At 57.8% G+C, this 16,698-nt stretch carries 18 protein-coding genes and 1 pseudogene; 8 read left to right on the plus strand and 11 right to left on the minus strand.

The features are described 5' to 3' along the window. Window positions 1–54 precede the first annotated feature (54 nt). Together KW848_RS19925 and KW848_RS19930 are read left to right on the plus strand one after the other, a co-directional pair. Window positions 55–363: an RcnB family protein gene (locus KW848_RS19925; protein ID WP_218537827.1), complete on the plus strand. Its 309-nt coding sequence runs from the start codon at window positions 55–57 to the stop codon at window positions 361–363. A 100-nt stretch (window positions 364–463) separates the two neighbouring features. Beyond that, on the plus strand, window positions 464–928 hold the full coding sequence (locus tag KW848_RS19930) for a hypothetical protein (protein ID WP_218537828.1): 465 nt from the start codon (window positions 464–466) through the stop codon (window positions 926–928). A gap of 5 nt (window positions 929–933) precedes the next feature. Here KW848_RS19930 and KW848_RS19935 read toward each other — a convergent pair whose 3' ends face one another. Further along, window positions 934–2,007 carry a sensor domain-containing diguanylate cyclase gene (locus KW848_RS19935; RefSeq protein ID WP_218537829.1) on the minus strand — a complete coding sequence of 358 codons (1,074 nt, stop codon included), beginning with the start codon at window positions 2,005–2,007 and terminating at the stop codon, window positions 934–936. Window positions 2,008–2,110: 103 nt separating this feature from the next. Then, window positions 2,111–2,434: a protealysin inhibitor emfourin gene (locus tag KW848_RS19940; RefSeq protein WP_218537830.1), complete on the minus strand. Its 324-nt coding sequence runs from the start codon at window positions 2,432–2,434 to the stop codon at window positions 2,111–2,113. Window positions 2,435–2,685: 251 nt separating this feature from the next. On the opposite strand from KW848_RS19940, the gene KW848_RS19945 reads away from it, so the two are divergent. After that, entirely contained in the window at window positions 2,686–3,024 is a 339-nt protein-coding gene (locus tag KW848_RS19945) for an FKBP-type peptidyl-prolyl cis-trans isomerase (protein WP_074875989.1), read from the plus strand. Window positions 3,025–3,101: 77 nt separating this feature from the next. Here KW848_RS19945 and KW848_RS19950 read toward each other — a convergent pair whose 3' ends face one another. From KW848_RS19950 to KW848_RS19960, 3 genes are all read right to left on the minus strand, one after another. Further along, entirely contained in the window at window positions 3,102–3,410 is a 309-nt protein-coding gene (locus KW848_RS19950) for a hypothetical protein (protein WP_223526475.1), read from the minus strand. A gap of 23 nt (window positions 3,411–3,433) precedes the next feature. Beyond that, window positions 3,434–4,672, minus strand: a complete 1,239-nt coding sequence (locus tag KW848_RS19955) for an S-type pyocin domain-containing protein (protein ID WP_218537832.1) — start codon at window positions 4,670–4,672, stop codon at window positions 3,434–3,436. A 122-nt stretch (window positions 4,673–4,794) separates the two neighbouring features. Further along, entirely contained in the window at window positions 4,795–5,826 is a 1,032-nt protein-coding gene (locus KW848_RS19960) for a D-cysteine desulfhydrase family protein (RefSeq protein ID WP_218537833.1), read from the minus strand. Window positions 5,827–5,966: 140 nt separating this feature from the next. Here KW848_RS19960 and KW848_RS19965 point away from each other — a divergent pair, with 140 nt between their 5' ends. Together KW848_RS19965 and KW848_RS19970 are read left to right on the plus strand one after the other, a co-directional pair. After that, the gene (locus tag KW848_RS19965) at window positions 5,967–6,848 is read left to right on the plus strand and encodes a LysR substrate-binding domain-containing protein (RefSeq protein ID WP_218537834.1); all 882 of its coding nucleotides are present in this window, start codon (window positions 5,967–5,969) and stop codon (window positions 6,846–6,848) included. 36 nt (window positions 6,849–6,884) lie between these two features. Next, window positions 6,885–6,995, plus strand: a pseudogene (locus KW848_RS19970) (MEKHLA domain-containing protein); the annotation flags it as partial. 4 nt (window positions 6,996–6,999) lie between these two features. Here the strand turns inward: KW848_RS19970 and KW848_RS19975 are convergent. Further along, a complete protein-coding gene (locus KW848_RS19975) occupies window positions 7,000–8,121 on the minus strand; it encodes a cytochrome P450 (protein WP_218537835.1) in 1,122 nt (373 codons plus the stop codon). Window positions 8,122–8,203: 82 nt separating this feature from the next. Between KW848_RS19975 and KW848_RS19980 the strand changes: the two genes are divergently transcribed. Then, complete coding sequence (locus KW848_RS19980) at window positions 8,204–8,968, plus strand: helix-turn-helix transcriptional regulator (RefSeq protein WP_218537836.1); 765 nt, start codon at window positions 8,204–8,206, stop codon at window positions 8,966–8,968. Here the strand turns inward: KW848_RS19980 and KW848_RS19985 are convergent. After that, entirely contained in the window at window positions 8,965–9,573 is a 609-nt protein-coding gene (locus KW848_RS19985; protein ID WP_111452203.1) for a LysE family translocator, read from the minus strand. The genes KW848_RS19980 and KW848_RS19985 overlap by 4 nt on opposite strands. A 105-nt stretch (window positions 9,574–9,678) precedes the next feature. Between KW848_RS19985 and KW848_RS19990 the strand changes: the two genes are divergently transcribed. Together KW848_RS19990 and KW848_RS19995 are read left to right on the plus strand one after the other, a co-directional pair. Further along, window positions 9,679–10,584 carry a LysR substrate-binding domain-containing protein gene (locus KW848_RS19990; RefSeq protein WP_218537837.1) on the plus strand — a complete coding sequence of 302 codons (906 nt, stop codon included), beginning with the start codon at window positions 9,679–9,681 and terminating at the stop codon, window positions 10,582–10,584. A 147-nt stretch (window positions 10,585–10,731) separates the two neighbouring features. Beyond that, window positions 10,732–11,646, plus strand: coding sequence for a hypothetical protein (locus tag KW848_RS19995; protein ID WP_218537838.1), 915 nt, complete (start codon window positions 10,732–10,734; stop codon window positions 11,644–11,646). Between the two features lie 72 nt (window positions 11,647–11,718). Here the strand turns inward: KW848_RS19995 and KW848_RS20000 are convergent, their stop codons facing one another. The 4 genes from KW848_RS20000 to KW848_RS20015 all read right to left on the minus strand — a co-directional run bounded on the left by KW848_RS20000 (window position 11,719) and on the right by KW848_RS20015 (window position 16,698). Further along, window positions 11,719–12,738 carry a branched-chain amino acid aminotransferase gene (locus KW848_RS20000; protein WP_218537839.1) on the minus strand — a complete coding sequence of 340 codons (1,020 nt, stop codon included), beginning with the start codon at window positions 12,736–12,738 and terminating at the stop codon, window positions 11,719–11,721. A 243-nt stretch (window positions 12,739–12,981) separates the two neighbouring features. Continuing rightward, on the minus strand, window positions 12,982–14,364 hold the full coding sequence (gene lpdA, locus KW848_RS20005) for a dihydrolipoyl dehydrogenase (RefSeq protein ID WP_218537840.1): 1,383 nt from the start codon (window positions 14,362–14,364) through the stop codon (window positions 12,982–12,984). A 3-nt stretch (window positions 14,365–14,367) separates the two neighbouring features. Continuing rightward, window positions 14,368–15,639: a dihydrolipoamide acetyltransferase family protein gene (locus KW848_RS20010; RefSeq protein WP_192409546.1), complete on the minus strand. Its 1,272-nt coding sequence runs from the start codon at window positions 15,637–15,639 to the stop codon at window positions 14,368–14,370. Then, window positions 15,640–16,698 carry an alpha-ketoacid dehydrogenase subunit beta gene (locus KW848_RS20015; RefSeq protein ID WP_008149725.1) on the minus strand — a complete coding sequence of 353 codons (1,059 nt, stop codon included), beginning with the start codon at window positions 16,696–16,698 and terminating at the stop codon, window positions 15,640–15,642. It lies immediately after the preceding gene.

Below are 16,698 nucleotides of genomic sequence, written 5' to 3' on the forward strand. Positions count from 1 at the left end.
TGGGCGTCACTGCGGTCCCAGATCGGGTACCACGAATTTACTGGAGGTTCACCGATGAACAACAAAACCCTTATCGCCAGCCTCGCCCTTGTCGCAGGCATTGCCGGTATCAGCCCGATCGTTCAAGCGGATGACCCACAGCAAAAAACCGTTCAGCCCGGGGTCAACAACACCCGGAAGTTAGTGGTCGGTGACCGCGCCCCGGACGTTTACCAGCGCAGCGAAAAAGCTTTGACCAACTGGAAGCAGAAAGGCCTGAAAGCCCCGAAGGCTCAGGCGCAGTGGGTGCAGATCAATGACAAGTACATGATGGTGATGATTACCAATGGGACGATTATTGATATCACTCCGGTGGAGCGTTAAACCGCCAGCAATATTTAGCCATTGAAGGCTGATTGAAATCGCGTGCGGTTCCGGTAAAGCTCGGCGGCGATTTCATTGACTGGATGTCAGGAGCTACCCGTTGGAAAAGAAACCCCTCTACCGCAAGGTCAATACCCGCACTTGGGGTGTCTGGCGTAACGAAATTACCGGGCATTACCGGCATCAGCGCAATACCAAGAATGAAATCAACAACGATGCATCACGGGGTTCGATGCATGGAACTCGCCGGCACGGATTCGATTACACGCCGTTGTTCCGGTTTCTGTTGTCCCGCGTCGGTAGGCAATGGGATGAGGTTTTCAGCGAAGCAGTTACTCGCCTCGATCGGCCTGAACCGGTGTTCTGGATGGTGGCCCTGCATGAAAGCGAAAGGCAGGAGCAGGTCCGATTGGGAGATTCGAGCTACTTCAGCGGCTTGTATGTCGATGATCAGGGGCGTTTGCGGATCGTCAATCCTGAGCTGACAGCCGAGCGCATGACGCCTTACTGCCATTGCTGCACCCACACCTTCAACGGCATTCCTTTCGGCCAGCGCAAGGACTGAACGGGTCAATCAACCCGGCTATGGCTCATCGATTGTTCACCCAACCGATACTGATTATTCCCACTGCGCTTCGCCTCATACATCGCCAGGTCCGCAATATGAATCAACCGGTCCATGCTCGGCGCATGGTCCGGGAACACCGCGACCCCAAGGCTAGTGCCGATGTGTCGTTGATCATTACCGATGGTCACCGGTGGTGACAGTTCGACGAAGATTTTCTGGCAGATGCTGCGAGCTTCGTCTTGCAGGCTGTTGCCCTGGGGCAGGCCTTGAAGGATGACTACAAACTCGTCGCCACCGATCCGGGCGACGGTATCGGTTGAACGCAGGATTTTCTTCAGTCGGGTGGCGGTGGTGATCAGTACCCGGTCGCCGGCGGCATGGCCGTAATGGTCGTTGATGGCCTTGAAACCATTGAGGTCGACAAACACCAGCGCAACCCTTGTAGCGCTGATGCGCGCCTGTTCCAGTGCTTCGGACAGACGCTCCTCGAGCACCAGACGATTGGGCAGACCGGTCAGCGGGTCGAAGTGGGCCAGGTGTTGCAGGTAGCTGGCGGAGGCTTTTTCCTCGGTGATATCGCGTACCACGCCCATCATCTTGATCGTTGCATCGTGGTCGTTCTTGACCACATTGCCGGTTTCCCGAAGCCAGCGGATCGTGCCGTCGGGCCAGACCACCCGATATTCCTCGTCATGGTTGTCGCCGGTTGCCAGGCAACGCAATTCCCCGGCCCGGACCCTGGCCCGGTCGTCCGGGTGAACACATGAGCAAAACAGCGCGTAGGAAGGCGTTACTTCGTCGATCTTGAAGCCGAACATGCCGTAGATCGCGTCCGACCAGTAGAGCTTGTCGGTGTCGACGTCCCAGTCCCACGTGCCGATACGGGCGAAGTACTGGCTGCGCTTGAAGCGTTCGGCGTCACCGTCCTGATGGATATTTTGTCCGTCAGTCAGGCTGGTGATCAGCACGCGATACTCCGCCAGCTGCTTTTGCAGCGAGCGCTCGCGACCGATCAACGCGACGATCAGGGCTAGCATCACTGAGCCGAGGGCGGCGCTGGTCCAGTCCACATTCATTCAGGTTTCGCCATCGTGGCGTATCAGCCGTATCGGGAGAGGTGTGCCTATGTTAGTTCACACGGCCCTCGATCATCAGCCCCTATTACGAGGGGCGCCCAACTTATAGCAGTTCACCTTTGTCCCACAAATGCACCAATTCCCCTGGCGCCTGATCTTCAGGCACCTTCATCACCATCCGGTCGTCCTGTTCGCCGCTGCGGTAGCGCACTTCGATTTGATAGAAACGCTGATCGCCACGACCGGCGGATGAACTCGTCATCAGCAGGCAACCCTCGAGCAACGAACAAATGCGGGTGCGTTGGTCGGCATTGCATTGGGCGAATTCGATCTCTCGGGGGCGGGTCAAGGTGTGGATTGCCGCTAAGCCGCCCTGGCGGGAGACGCAGACCACCGCGTTATCGTCCAGTGTTGGCAAGGTTTTCATTGTTCCTCCGGCGTCAGGTCGACGCCCACTTCAGACCAGCCGTGTCGCAATTCGGTTGAGGATGTAGGGCGGGGTGAAACTATACGGCGGTGATGAGTCGGTCATCAGAGCATCCTTTCCTGAATACGAAGTCGCTATTCATGTGAGCCGGATGACGGTCTTTCGGTTCCATGGATTGCCTTGCGCGCCGGTTTCTGCGAAAACCTCCGTCCGCGCCCCAATCACTGGGCGACAGTGAACGAGTAGGAATCATGAACGACGAGTTGCAAATCATTGACCTTGAGCCAGGCGACGGCAAAGCCGCCGTCAAAGGCGCGCTGATTACTACCCAATACCGCGGCTGGCTGGAAGACGGGACTGAATTCGATTCTTCCTACAGCCGGGGTAAACCTTTCCAGTGCGTGATTGGCACGGGGCGGGTGATCAAGGGTTGGGATCAAGGGATTATGGGCATGCAGGTCGGCGGCAAGCGCAAGTTGCTGGTACCGGCGCATCTGGCCTACGGTGAACGGACCATGGGCAAGATCACGCCGAACTCGAACCTGATTTTCGAGATTGAATTGCTGGAAGTGCTGACGCGGGATGATTGATGCGTGAGTTGAAACCAGCTTTATGACGAGGGCAGCCCCCTCGTCATAATGTTCGTGCGTTCGAGGTCCCCGGCGGATCAGGTGAATGCGTCAATATCGTCAAGCGTGTCCGCAATAATTCCTTCAAGGGAAGGGAATTTGTTTTTCACCTTTTCGAGTGTCGCCAGCACCGTTTTCTTATCCAGTTCGCCATGACGGCGAGCGAGATGACCAAGAGCCGTGATGGCGGATGCTGCAACTGATTCGGTCTCACTTGCGAGGTATTTAAGGCAAGTGTTCTGAGCCCAGGTGCTGTCAGCTTCATTCAGACCGATGGAAATCAATGCTGCAGTAATGTTCGTATCCACGCCGCTTGCAAGAAGCGTCGTCGCTTCATCATGGCTCATTGATGGATCTTGATAGTGAAGGCTCACTTTTTAACTCCCAGAATATTGCCCTTGTTGTCTACTTTCTTAGCTTTGATCAGAGCATTTTTCATATCTTGGTGGAGTTTATCCCATGGCCTGACGTGGCCGTGGTAGACATCCCCTCCCGTACGGTCAAAGACAACAAGCTCATTTGTGTCTGGATCGACGCCGATTCTGCGTGGTGACGTAGGTTTCACCTGCACTGAGTTCTCCAATGCTTCTTGTCCATTGGAGGGGCCCTTACTTTTGACTGGTGTATCCGTTTTACCATGGTAACTGGCTGCATCGAACTCCAGTGCCAAGACAATATAGAAAGGATTGATACCGGAATCAGCCGGGAAAACAAGGATGAAGTCCTTGTACTCAGGCGGGTAGATCGGGTTAACAATGATGTTGTCAGCCGCTGGTGTAGGCGGATAAATCCAGATTTGCGGAGCTTGTGGAGCTCCTTCTAGCGGCGGGATTCCCGAAGTGCTCGACGGATCTACGGCTGGCGTCCATATCAGCGTTGCCCCGTTACCAAAGTCAGCCACTTGCTGAGAGCCTTGAGCTACGAACTGCACGACAGGAATCATTTCCCAGTCGCTGCGCTTTTGAGTGTTGTATCCGTATGCCTTCAAGGTGCCATCGGCCTGTTGTTCAATATGCAGGCGAACTCGGGTGCGACCTTCTTTGAGTGATTTGAGCTGTTCTTCCGAATACAGGGAACTGTCCCCGAGCGTCGATGGCCAGAGCAACGCAACGACTCCCGCCAAAGCGCCAGCAACAACACCAGCCGTCACTACCCCTGCACCGCTTGCAGCCGCCCCGGAGCCAGCAGCTCCTACGCCACCCAAAATCAGTGTTCCGAATGAGCGAGGTAATGCGCTACCACTGATTTTTTTGAGAGGTATGTTTCCTGCTTCATCCCTTTCACTGCCACCTAAAAGCGAGAATTTTCCGTAGTCGGCCAATTTCTCGACCGGGACAAACCCGGTTGGATTGTCGTGGTTGATTACGCCGTCGGGGAGGTTGCAGCTTTTGGCGAATACGCAACCCATGGAGCTGGGCTGGTCATGTTGCTGAGGTTGCCTTATGACACGGTCTTCATATACCTGTTGTCGGGCCAACATGTCGTCATATGTTTTTTGTCTGGCTTCCCGCTCTGCCAGTTCGGTGGCGTTCATGTAGCGGCTGGTGACGTGGTGCCCGTCGCCGGACGGTGGGTTTTGAATCCTGGGTATGCCTGTTTTGCGAGACATGAGCGTCCTTGTTTCATCTTTTGAAAACGATGCGGACGCTATATCAAAGGACATTTGATAGATGTAGGACGGGTCTGTAACTCTATGAATTGCTGGAAGTGCTCACGCGGGATGATTAACCGCTAAGACTGAAAGGTCTCCCGATAGGCATACAAACCCGGTGTTCCGCCGGTCATCACGAACAGCACGTTGTCGCCAGAACGGTAACGTCCGTGCCTGAGATCCGCCAACAGTCCGGCAAACGCTTTGCCGGAGTACACCGGGTCGATCAACAGGCCTTCGGCGCGAGCCATCAGGCGCACTGCTTCCTGCATGGCTGGCGTTGGCAGACCGTAACCGTCGCCCAACTGACTGCCGTCGATGGCGATCTCTTCAGCTTGAACGACGGCGCTACTGCCCAACAGCGCCAGTGCGTCCTGGGTCAATTGCCGGGTTCTGGCCGCTGACGTGTCTCGATCGGACAAAACCGAATAGGACTTGACGATCGAGGTGCCTCGGCCCAGCAGCTGGAAGCCGGCCGCGAGCCCGGCGTGGGTGCCGGCGCTGCCGTTGGGCACCACGACCTGATTGAAGGTGAGGCCGAGTTCCGTCTCTTGCTGTGCGATCTCCGCTGCGCAGCGCGCATACCCGAGACTGCCCAGCGGCGTTGAGCCACCCGTAGGAATCACCAGCACGTTGCGCCCCGAATCCCGAAGTTGCGTGGCCCGTGTTTCGGCGACGGCGAGTGAGTTGCTGCCCCCGGCAAGCACCTGCAGCTGAGCGCCGAACAACTGGTCGAGCAGAACATTGCCGTTGAGTTCGTAATCCACATCGTTTTTGGGTACCGCGCGGGTCAGGATCAGTCCACAGGCAAGGCCCAGGCGAGCACACACCGCGGCGGTCAGGCGCGCATGGTTGGACTGAATGCCGCCCACAGTGATCACCGTGTCGACTCCGGCCGCCAGCGCTGCGCCGATGTGGAACTCGAGTTTGCGCAGTTTGTTACCGCCGCCGCCAATCAGCATATGATCGTCGCGTTTGAGAAACAGGCCGATTCCCTGTGGCTTCAAGCCCAGCAGGTGTTCGAGGCGTTCGGCGCGCTGAATGGGCGTGGAGCCTTGCAGGAGGTCGGCCCGCGCAAAAGAACTCAGTGACGTGTCCAGAAGGGTTTGCATCGATGGAGCCTCGTTGTTCACCTTTAATCATGTGACTCTAGGGAGAACGGCTCTCGTGATAAACGCATTGCCGGTTATTACTCCTTTAACCTGATGTATTTAATCAAGCGTTCCGTTTCCTCCCTTCACAAGGCATGGTCATGAGCAAACTCAGGCAAATGGAAGTTTTCGTCGCCGTGGTCGAGGCGGGCAGCTTTGCCGATGCGGCCAGTGACATCGGAATGTCGGCAGTCATGGTTGGACGGCATATCCAGAGCCTGGAGAAAACCCTCAACACCCAGCTCATTCAACGCACCACCCGACGGCAATCCATCACCGGGGAAGGGCGGTTGTTTTATGAAGAAGCCAAGCGGGCGCTGGAGCAGGTGAAGTATGCATTCAGCCGGGTGGAGGCGTCGAACCCGGAGCCCAGTGGCTTGTTGCGAATCACCGCACCGATGACCCTCGGCGTGTCTTTGGTCGGTCCTCTGGTGTCGGCGTTCATGCAGTGTTATCCGCAGATCCAGGTCGAGCTGATTCTGAGCAACGAAGTGGTAGACCTGTACGAGACCTCATTCGATCTAGCGTTCAGGATCTCCGAACTGATCGGCGTGAATCTGCTGGCCAAGCCATTGCCACCGTATCAAATGGTGATCTGCGCATCGCCCCGGTACCTGGAAAAGTGGCAGGAACCCCAATCCCCCGAAGACCTGCACCGACACCGAATCCTCACTCACACGTCCTGGAACAACCGGTTCGCCTGGCCTTTGCAAAACGGCGCCAGCGAGGTGCCCTGGCCAGAAGGAGCGGTGCTGAAAAGCAATGACGGCCAAGTGCTGCTGCAGGCGGCGGTGGCCGGAGAGGGGATTTTGATGCAGCCCGATTTCCTGGTGTCGGCGGCGTTGGCCAAAGGCGAACTCGTGCGGATCCTGGACGCCTATGCGCCGCCACCCAAGCCGGTACAGATGGTGTATCCACGCTCGCGAAAATCACTGCCGAAGTTGAAAGCCTTTATCGATTTTGTTGCGCAGCGACTGGCGTGACCGTTGCGGAGGCGGATTTTTCAGCAGGGTTTCGAGTTGCTGGAGCAGGTCACGGCCAACGGGATTGCTCATGGCTACAGCGGTTATCGGGTGGATCGGGATGACAATGCCTTCATGATTCACGAAGGCAACGTCTGGACGCTGATCGGTCTTACGGCAAATCGCTAAACAGCGGAATACGCCCGTTCAGCGAAGGCCGGTAATCCCAGGTCAGGCGATCCAAAGCAGGCTTCATCGTCAGAATCTCCTTCAATGTAGCGCTGGCAATACTCAACGCCAACAACTGCCCCGGACATTGATGCCGTCCAGCCCCAAAGGTGAAACTACGCCGGTCTGGACGATCAAGAAGAAAGACGTCGGGATGGTCATTGAGCTGCGGATCACGATTGGCCGAAGCCAACAGCACCAGAATCACGTCGCCGGGGTTCAGGCTTACCCCTTCGATTTCACAAGGCGCAGCGACAAACCGGCGGGTGTTCTGCACCGACGGATCGAAGCGCTGAACTTCAGCGATCAAGTCGTCAACCGGTGTCGATTCGCTGTGCAGCGACGGGTTTCGAATCAACGCCAACAGCGCATTGCCGATCAGCCCGGCGGTGGCTTCATAGGTCTGTGAAAACAGTCCGATCAGGTTGGCGATCAACGTTTCAGCGTCGCCAGAGGTTGCCGCGAAGCGCTGGCGGATCCCGGCGAGCAGGGCGCTCTGATTGCTCGGGTCATCCAGCAGCTCAACGAAATAGCCCCTCAAGTGTTCCGCCGCAACGTGCGCCGCATCCCGTTGCGCCTGATCGCCAAGGTGCGACAGGCATGCGACGAAGTCCCCGGTCAGCTCGCTGATAGCCCGGCCCTGAGCCGGAGAGAACCCCAGCAATGCAGCCACCACGCAAACCGGCCCGCGGAACATCGCCTTGTACAACCCGTCGGCGCCCGCAGTGATCAGGCGAGCGCCGACCAGCGCATTGACTTCATCGGCATCAATCGACGCCAACCCTGGCTGAATCGCCGACCTCGGGCAGCGCTGCCGTTCGCCCTCATTCATCCGCATCAACTGACCGAAGACCTTGCCGGCCATCCCGCCAACAATCGCCTTGGGCACCGGTTCGTGGGACGGTCGGACATGACAATCAGGATGCGCCAGCACGGTCGCAACGGATCGAGCGCTACTCGCCACCCACACGTTCAGTCCTTGGTGAAAAACCAACCCACCCTGCGCACGCAGTTGCGCGTAATAGGGGTAAGGATCGGCATGAGTCGCAGCGATGATCGGGTCCATGGGTCGCAGCCTTGTTTGTGCTTGGAAAAGTGTTGCTACTATCTCCAGTTCGAAAGGGCCTTGATTCGTCCGGGAGCGAAATATGAACGTAGAACAGTACGACATCGGCGTCTCTCACGTGGCCGCGGCCATCGCGGAACCGGCCCGGACGAAAATCCTCTGTTCGCTGATGGACGGCCACGCCCGCACCAGCACCGAGTTGGCGGCGATTGCCGAAGTCAGTGCCTCCACCGCCAGCGCGCACCTGGCCAAACTCAAGGAGTTGGCGCTGGTGCGGCTGCACGTACAGGGCCGACATCGCTATTACAGCCTGACGGACAGGCGCGTCGCCCAGGCGCTGGAAGCGTTGATGGTGATCGGCCAGAACGCTGCGCCGACCTTCAATTCGCGCACCCCGGATCGCCTGCAATTCGCCCGCACGTGCTACGACCACATGGCCGGCACGCTGGCGGTGCTGCTGCATGACCGGATGATCGAAGCGGGGTGGCTGCTGGAAACCGATGAACAGGTCTATCAGCTGAGCGACAGCGGTGAGGTGTTGTTTGAAGGGTTGGGTATCGAGGTCAAGGATTTAACCGCGATGCGCCGCCGTTTTGCCTGCCCGTGCCTGGACTGGAGCATGCGCCGCCCGCATCTGGGTGGTTCGTTGGGGGCGGCGTTGTTGCAAACGGCGATCACGCGCAAATGGGTGACTCAAGACCTGGACAGCCGCGCGCTGACGTTGACGGCGACGGGGCGCAAGGAACTCAGCATCCGGTTCGCTGTTGAACTGCCGATTCAGGTATCGACAGCACAACCCGCATTCGCCGAGCCCCGGCGTCGCGCGAACGCCGGTTCTGCGCCTTAGCGACTGGCCGAGGCCATCAGCACGCCGAAACCGGCGAAGGTCACACCCGAGACCTTCGCCGCCAGCCAGGAACCCTTCGGGCTCGACAACCAGCCTTTGGCGGCATTGGCGAGCAAGGCATAGCTGCCATGCACGAGGATCACCAGTACGCCATAGGAAGCGACCAGTTTGAAAAACTGGGTGGAGAAGTGCGCTGAGGTGTCGATGAATTGCGGGAACACCGCCAGAAAGAAAAACACCGCCTTGGGGTTCAAGAACTGGATCGAAGCCGCTTCGAGGAAGCGGTAGCCCGGGCTTGAGGGGCGCGTTTCAAGCAGCGTATTGATACCCGCCGAGCGCCAGCTTTTGTAACCCAGGTACAACAAATAGGCGGCCCCTGCATATTTCAACGCGGTAAAGGCGTTGGCGGAGGTGCTGAGGATCAGGCCGACACTGGTGGCGCTGATGGCGGCGACGATAAACGCACCCGACGCGATCCCCAGAATGCCCGGCACGGCCCCGGTCCAGCCGTGGCGCACCGCGTTGGACAGGGTCAGGACCACGCCAGGCCCCGGACTCAAAATGGTCAGGGTGGCAAACAATAGAAAGAGTCCGTAGCTGTTCATGTCTTGCTCCGTCAGGTGGCGCTGGCTGCGTGCGAGCAGATTGGCGTGACGACGAGAGCGTGACAAACGCTTTAATTGCGCCGCATATGTGACTAAATTAGACACATGATCAATCCACTACCGCCGCTTAATGCTGTTCGCGCCTTCGCCGTTGCTGCTCGCCATCAAAGTTTCAGCCTGGCGGCCGAGGAGCTGCATGTCAGTCACAGTGCCGTCAGCCGACACATCAAATTGCTTGAGGAGCACCTGGGTGTGCTGCTGTTTGAGCGGCGTGTCCGTCAATCGGTGTTGACGCCGGCCGGGCAGCGCTTTTATGAGCAGGTCAGTGCCGGGTTGACGCAGATCGCCAACGCCGCAGCTGCGCTTAAGCAACATGCGTCGCTGCCGACCGTGAAGATCAATGTCCGCCCATCCTTTGCGATGCTTTGGCTAGCGCCCAGACTGGAAGATTTCATTGCGCAGCACCCGGACATCAAACCGCAAGTGATGACCCAAACCCAGGCACCCGATCATGCGCGCGACGGGTTCGACATCGTCATTCGCCGTGGTCGTGACGATTGGGCGCCGGCGATTGAGGCGCGAGTCCTCTTCGAAGACGAACTATTGCTGGTCGCAGCACCCTCGCTGATCGAGCGCCTGGCCCTTGAAGACCTCAGGTCCCTGAGCCGGCACACGTTATTGACCGCCAAGGCGCGTCGCGAAGATTGGCACAACTGGGCCCTGCATTTTGCTCAAGGCCAGTCAGCCACTCAGGTCACCCGGCAGTTTGACCACATGCACCGAGTGCTTGAGGCCGCCGTGGAAGGTCAGGGCATTGCCTTGTGCCCGACCTCTTTGCTGGGCACCCACCTCTCGAGCGGTCGCCTGATTTGCCCGTTGCCCGAGTTGCGAATGCCATTGCCGCGTTATTACTACGGTGTCGCGCCGGACGTGACGGCGCAGACTCGGGTGTTTGTGGAGTGGTTGTTTGCCCGCATTGCTCAGGATGAATACACACCAGCAGGTTCTTGATGTTATCGAATACTTGCGTGGTGAACCGGTTTCACCAATTGGAGGGTGTTGTGTCAAACTACTTGCTAAATGGCAATGTGCTATGCACCTGAGAACTATGATATGAGAGTGTTTTTTTTAGGCTGGAAAGCTCGATATGAGCAGATTATGATCGATGGTCTTGCTGAAAAGCATGATGTTCATATGTTCCACATTCCGGCTTACGCCAAAAGAATCAACCGCACTCTAAGATCACTTCAAAAAAAAATCCCGCTAACTATGTCAACAGCCTGGCTAGGGAGGTGGGTCAATGCGAGTAAATCTGTAAGTACCAAAGACATACTGATCTGTAATGAGGGGCAAGTTAGACGCGGATTAAACCCTAGTGTTATCAGCACTTTCAGAGGCTTAAAGGTTCTTCTGATCAGAGATCTGGTGGATGCGGCCTTTGTCGATGAAATGAGAAAACTTTTCGACAAAATCTATAGCTTCGACCCGGACCAGTGCCGTTTGTTTGGTATCGATTACCTGGAGCAGTTCTTTCCTTTCAATGCAGAAGCAGCAAGAAAGCTGAATACCGAAAGGCTGGAGCAATCCCCCCGTATCACTTGTTTTTTTCTTGGTAGGGATAAAGGTCGCGCTCACCTGATAGAAAGTATGGCTAATGATCTTGAGAGCTTGGGTTGTAGCATTAAATTTCAAATCGTGAAGGATGAGTCATCCGTCCCGCTATCGAAATATCATACTGATTCAGTATTGCCGTATGAGGAAAACCTTCAGAAGGTAATTGATGCTGACGTGCTGATAGAGATCAATCAGCCCGGGCAATCTGGCCTCACGCTTCGAGCCTTAGAGGCGGCCTTTTTTGACAAAAAACTAATTACTACTAATAAAGGCGTCAAGGATTTGTACTTTTATGATCCTAGCCGCTTCTATATTTTTGAAGAGTTTGACAAGGAGGCCATTGCTCGGTTTTTAGCTTCACCACCAAAGCCGATTGACGTGGAATCCCTAAAGCAACATTGCCCAGAAAACATGCTTGAACGCATACGAGAACTGCAAGGTTCCATCCCGTGCCATTAACGCAATAAAAAACCCACCCATCGCCACAGCGATGGATGGGTTATGTGCCGCTTGGGATCAAGCCCCGTCAAATCAAACCTTGATGATCCAGCCCGCTGGCGCTTCGATGTCGCCGGTCTGTACACCGGTCAGCTCTTTGTAGAGCTTCTGGGTGACCGGGCCGACTTCGGTTTCGCTGTGGAACACGTGCAGTTTGTCTTTGTAGCTGATGCCGCCGATCGGGGTGATCACTGCGGCAGTACCGCAAGCACCGGCTTCCTTGAAGTCGGACAGCTTGTCGATGAACACGTCGCCTTCGACCACTTCCAGGCCCAGACGCGTTTTGGCCAGCTCGATCAACGACAGACGGGTGATACCCGGCAGGACGGACGGCGAGTTCGGGGTGACGAACTTGTTGTCGTGGGTGATCCCGAAGAAGTTGGCCGAGCCGACTTCTTCGATTTTGGTGTGGGTCATCGGGTCCAGGTAAATGCAGTCGGCGAAGTGGGCTTTCTTGGCCTGGGAACCTGGCATCAGGCTGGCCGCGTAGTTACCACCGACCTTGGCGGCACCGGTGCCTTGTGGGGCGGCGCGGTCGTAGCTGGAGATCAGGAAGTTGTGCGGGGTCAGGCCGCCCTTGAAGTAGGCACCGACCGGGATCGCGAAGATCGAGAAGATGAACTCGGGGGCGGTACGCACGCCGATGTTGTCGCCCACGCCGATCACGAACGGACGCAGGTACAGCGCGCCGCCGGTACCGTAAGGCGGGATGAAACGCTCGTTGGCGCGGACCACTTCCTTGCAGGCTTCGACGAACTGCTCGGTGGACACGTGTGGCATCAGCAGGCGCGCGCAGCTGCGTTGCATGCGGGCGGCGTTCTGGTCCGGGCGGAACAGGTTGATCGAACCGTCCTTGCAACGATAGGCCTTAAGCCCTTCGAAGCATTGCTGGCCATAGTGAAGGGCAGTGGAACCTTCGCTGATGTGCAGCACATTGTCTTTGGTCAGGGTGCCTTTGTCCCACTCGCCATTACGCCAGTGCGACAGATAGCGCTTGTCTGTCTTGATGTAGTCAAAACCCAACTTGTCCCAATTGATGCTTTCGTTACCCATGACACCCTCTATCGCTTAACAACCGCCGAAACGGTTCAAGGCTTCTGACGTTTTTCTGGATGGGGACAACAATACTTCATTCCGGGCCTGTTTCGCAGCCCGGACTATCGGATGACAGACAGATAAATCGAGTTGGCCTCAAGAAATCGCTAGCAGGCTAGCTCCCACAGGAGAACGCGTTCCAAATGTGGGAGCTAGCCTGCTAGCGATGGGGCCATCTCTGCCGCCATCAATTGTTCTGAATCACAGGTGCAGCGCGTGACCAAGAGCTCGCAACGCCGCTTCCTGTACCGCTTCGCCGAGCGTTGGATGCGCGTGGATGGTGCCGGCAATGTCTTCCAGCCGGGCGCCCATTTCCAGGCTTTGACCGAACGCCGTCGACAATTCCGACACGCCCACACCGACCGCCTGCCAGCCGACAATCACATGATTGTCACGTCGCGCTACGACCCGTACGAAACCGCTTTTCGATTCCAGCGTCATCGCCCGACCATTGGCGGCGAACGGGAAGCTGGAAACGATGCAGTCCAGACCCGCGGCCTTGACGTCGTCCGGGGTCTTGCCGACCACCACCAGTTCCGGGTCGGTAAAGCACACGGCGGCGATGGCGGTGGGGTTGAACTCGCGGGATTTACCGCTGATCAGTTCGGCCACCATCTCGCCCTGAGCCATGGCCCGGTGCGCGAGCATCGGTTCGCCGCTCACGTCGCCAATGGCATACACGTTGCGCATGCTGGTCTGGCAGCGGTTGTCGATCTTGATCGCCGAGCCGTTCAAGTCCAGGTTCAAACCTTCGAGGTTCCAGCCCTGGGTGTTCGGTTTGCGGCCGACGGCCACCAGTACCTGATCGGTTTCCAGGTTCAAGGTGTCGCCATTCGGGTCAAGAACTTGAAGTGTATTACTAACAGAATCAAAGCCTTGAACGCTGTGCTTCAAGTAAAGCTTCATGCCGAGTTTTTTCAGCTCGTCATGCACGGGCTGCGTCAGTTCGGCGTCGTAGGCCGGCAGGATGCGATCCTGAGCCTCGACCACGCTGACCTCGGCGCCGAGCTTGCGATAGGCAATCCCCAGCTCCAGACCGATGTAACCGCCACCGACCACGATCAGCCGTTTCGGCACGGACGTCGGCGCCAGGGCTTCGGTGGAGGAGATGATCGGGCCGCCAATCGGCAGCATCGGCAGGTTCACGCTTTTCGAGCCGGTGGCCAGCACCAGGTGCTCGCACTGAATGCGCGTGTCGCCGACTTCTACGGTTTTACCATCAATGACTTTCGCAAAACCTTGAATAACCTGGATTTTGTTCTTTTTCAGCAGCGCCGAAACGCCCGTGGTCAGGCGATCAACGATGCCGTCCTTCCACTCGACACTCTTGCTGATATCGAGGGTCGGCGCTGACACGCTGATGCCCAGCGCCGAGTGCTGGCTGTGATGCTGAGTCTGGTGAAACTGTTCGGCGACGTGGATCAACGCCTTGGACGGAATGCAGCCGATGTTCAGGCACGTGCCGCCCAGGGATTCGCCTTCCACCAGAATGGTCGAAATGCCCAGCTGGCCGGCACGAATCGCCGTCACATAACCGCCAGGGCCGCCGCCGATGATCAGCAGCGTGGTGCTCAAATTCTGCATGTCTTACTCCACAAACAAGGTTGCGGGTTGTTCGAGCAAGCCACGGATGGCCTGGATGAATTGCGCCGCGTCCATGCCATCGACCACGCGGTGATCGAAGGAGCTGGAGAGGTTCATCATCTTTCGAATCACGATCTGGCCTTTGACGACCATCGGGCGTTCGACGATTTTGTTGACGCCCACGATCGCCACTTCCGGCAGGTTCAGCACCGGGGTGCTGACGATACCGCCCAAGGCGCCGAGGCTGGTCAGGGTGATGGTCGAACCGGACAATTCATCGCGGCTGGCCTTGCCATTGCGGGCAGCGGTAGCGAGGCGAGAAATTTCCTGAGCGCTGTCCCACAAGCTGCGGGTTTCGGCGTGACGGACCACCGGCACCATCAAACCGATCTCGGCTTGGGTGGCGATGCCCACGTGCACGGCGCCGAGGCGGGTGATGACCTGGGCTTCGTCGTCGTAACGGGCGTTGATCTGCGGGAAGTCGCGCAGGGCAACAACCAGGGCGCGGACCAGGAACGGCAGCAAGGTCAGCTTACCGCGGGTCGCGCCGTGTTTTTCGTTCAGATGAGCGCGCAGTTCTTCCACGGCGGTGACGTCGATTTCTTCGACGTAACTGAAGTGAGCGGCGCGCTGAGTGGCGTCCTGCATGCGCTGGGCGATCTTGCGGCGCATGCCGATGACCGGGATTTGCTCTTCGTCATTGCGCTGGGCGTAAGCAGCGGCAGCGGTGGATTGCGGCTGCTGACCCTGGGCCAGATAAGACTCGAGGTCTTCGTGCAACACCCGGCCGGCGGGGCCGGTGCCACGCACCAGACGCAACTGGATGCCGAGGTCCAGCGCATGTTTGCGCACGGCCGGGGAGGCCAGCGGACGTTCATCAGCTTCGCGAGCGACCATTGGGCCTTGGCATACGGCCGCTCGCGGCGCTGCAGCGGCGACCGGTTTGCTTTCAACAGTAGCGGCAACTTTCGGCGCCGCCACCGGAGCTTCTTTAACAGGTGCAGGCTGAGCCGACTCTTTAACGTTGCCCGCGCCTTCGACTTCAATGCTGATCAGGATGCTGCCAACCGCCATGACTTCGCCAGGCTGTCCGCCCAGCGCAATCACCTTGCCGTTCACCGGCGACGGGATGTCGACCATTGCCTTGTCGGTCATGACATCGGCCAGTACCTGATCTTCGACGACCATGTCGCCGACTTTGACGTGCCACTGAGACAGTTCAACTTCTGCAATGCCTTCACCAATGTCCGGCATTTTAATAACGTGCGTGCCCATTCAGACCTCCATAACCCGATGCAAAGCCGCGCCCACTCGGGACGGACCAGGGAAATACGCCCACTCTTGTGCGTGCGGGTAGGGAGTGTCCCAACCGGTGACGCGCTCGATAGGCGCTTCCAGGTAGTGGAAGCAGTGTTCTTGCACCAAGGCGACCAGTTCGGCGCCGAAACCGCAGGTGCGGGTCGCTTCGTGAACGATCACGCAACGGCCGGTTTTCTTCACCGACTTGACGATGGTCTCCAGGTCCAGTGGCCACAAGCTGCGCAGGTCGATGACTTCAGCGTCGATACCGGTTTCTTCAGCCGCCACTTGCGACACATAAACCGTGGTGCCGTACGTCAGGATGGTGACGTCCTTGCCCGGACGGGTGATCGCGGCGACGTCCAGTGGCACGGTGTAGTAACCGTCCGGCACTTGCGCGGCCGGGTGTTTCGACCACGGGGTAACCGGGCGTTCGTGGTGACCGTCGAACGGGCCGTTGTACAGGCGTTTTGGCTCGAGGAAGATCACCGGGTCATCGTTTTCGATGGAGGCGATCAACAAACCTTTGGCGTCGTAAGGGTTGGACGGCATGACCGTGCGCAAACCGCAGACCTGGGTGAACATCGCTTCAATACTTTGGCTGTGGGTCTGGCCGCCGTAGATGCCGCCGCCGCAAGGCATGCGCAGGGTCATCGGTGCGGTGAACTCGCCGGCCGAGCGATAGCGCAGGCGGGCGGCTTCGGAAATGATCTGGTCCGATGCAGGGTAAACGTAATCGGCGAACTGAATCTCGGCCACCGGCCGCAGACCATAAGCACCCATACCGACGGCGACGCCGACGATGCCGCTTTCGGAGATCGGCGCATCGAATACGCGGGAGGTGCCGTACTTGTTCTGCAGGCCTTCGGTGCAACGGAACACGCCGCCGAAGTAGCCAACGTCCTGGCCGAACACCACGACATTGTCGTCACGCTCAAGCATCACATCCATGGCCGAGCGCAGGGCCTGGATCATGGTCATGGTGGTCGTGGTCATGGCGGTTTCCAACTCGATTTTGTTGTTGTGATCGTTCAT

Origin of the sequence: Pseudomonas sp. PDM25 (assembly GCF_019219045.1) — a bacterium.
In the GTDB taxonomy this organism is placed as follows: domain Bacteria; phylum Pseudomonadota; class Gammaproteobacteria; order Pseudomonadales; family Pseudomonadaceae; genus Aquipseudomonas.

Bases quoted from the DNA above. Each gene is read 5' to 3' on its own strand.
- KW848_RS19925 (WP_218537827.1), top strand. From the start codon at position 55: ATGAACAACAAAACCCTTATCGCCAGCCTCGCCCTTGTCGCAGGCATT.
- KW848_RS19935 (WP_218537829.1), bottom strand. From the start codon at position 2,007: ATGAATGTGGACTGGACCAGCGCCGCCCTCGGCTCAGTGATGCTAGCC.
- KW848_RS19940 (WP_218537830.1), bottom strand. From the start codon at position 2,434: ATGAAAACCTTGCCAACACTGGACGATAACGCGGTGGTCTGCGTCTCC.
- KW848_RS19945 (WP_074875989.1), top strand. From the start codon at position 2,686: ATGAACGACGAGTTGCAAATCATTGACCTTGAGCCAGGCGACGGCAAA.
- KW848_RS19950 (WP_223526475.1), bottom strand. From the start codon at position 3,410: ATGAGCCATGATGAAGCGACGACGCTTCTTGCAAGCGGCGTGGATACG.
- KW848_RS19955 (WP_218537832.1), bottom strand. From the start codon at position 4,672: ATGTCTCGCAAAACAGGCATACCCAGGATTCAAAACCCACCGTCCGGC.
- KW848_RS19960 (WP_218537833.1), bottom strand. From the start codon at position 5,826: ATGCAAACCCTTCTGGACACGTCACTGAGTTCTTTTGCGCGGGCCGAC.
- KW848_RS19965 (WP_218537834.1), top strand. From the start codon at position 5,967: ATGAGCAAACTCAGGCAAATGGAAGTTTTCGTCGCCGTGGTCGAGGCG.
- KW848_RS19975 (WP_218537835.1), bottom strand. From the start codon at position 8,121: ATGGACCCGATCATCGCTGCGACTCATGCCGATCCTTACCCCTATTAC.
- KW848_RS19980 (WP_218537836.1), top strand. From the start codon at position 8,204: ATGAACGTAGAACAGTACGACATCGGCGTCTCTCACGTGGCCGCGGCC.
- KW848_RS19985 (WP_111452203.1), bottom strand. From the start codon at position 9,573: ATGAACAGCTACGGACTCTTTCTATTGTTTGCCACCCTGACCATTTTG.
- KW848_RS19990 (WP_218537837.1), top strand. From the start codon at position 9,679: ATGATCAATCCACTACCGCCGCTTAATGCTGTTCGCGCCTTCGCCGTT.
- KW848_RS19995 (WP_218537838.1), top strand. From the start codon at position 10,732: ATGATCGATGGTCTTGCTGAAAAGCATGATGTTCATATGTTCCACATT.
- KW848_RS20000 (WP_218537839.1), bottom strand. From the start codon at position 12,738: ATGGGTAACGAAAGCATCAATTGGGACAAGTTGGGTTTTGACTACATC.
- lpdA (WP_218537840.1), bottom strand. From the start codon at position 14,364: ATGCAGAATTTGAGCACCACGCTGCTGATCATCGGCGGCGGCCCTGGC.
- KW848_RS20010 (WP_192409546.1), bottom strand. From the start codon at position 15,639: ATGGGCACGCACGTTATTAAAATGCCGGACATTGGTGAAGGCATTGCA.
- KW848_RS20015 (WP_008149725.1), bottom strand. From the start codon at position 16,698: ATGAACGATCACAACAACAAAATCGAGTTGGAAACCGCCATGACCACG.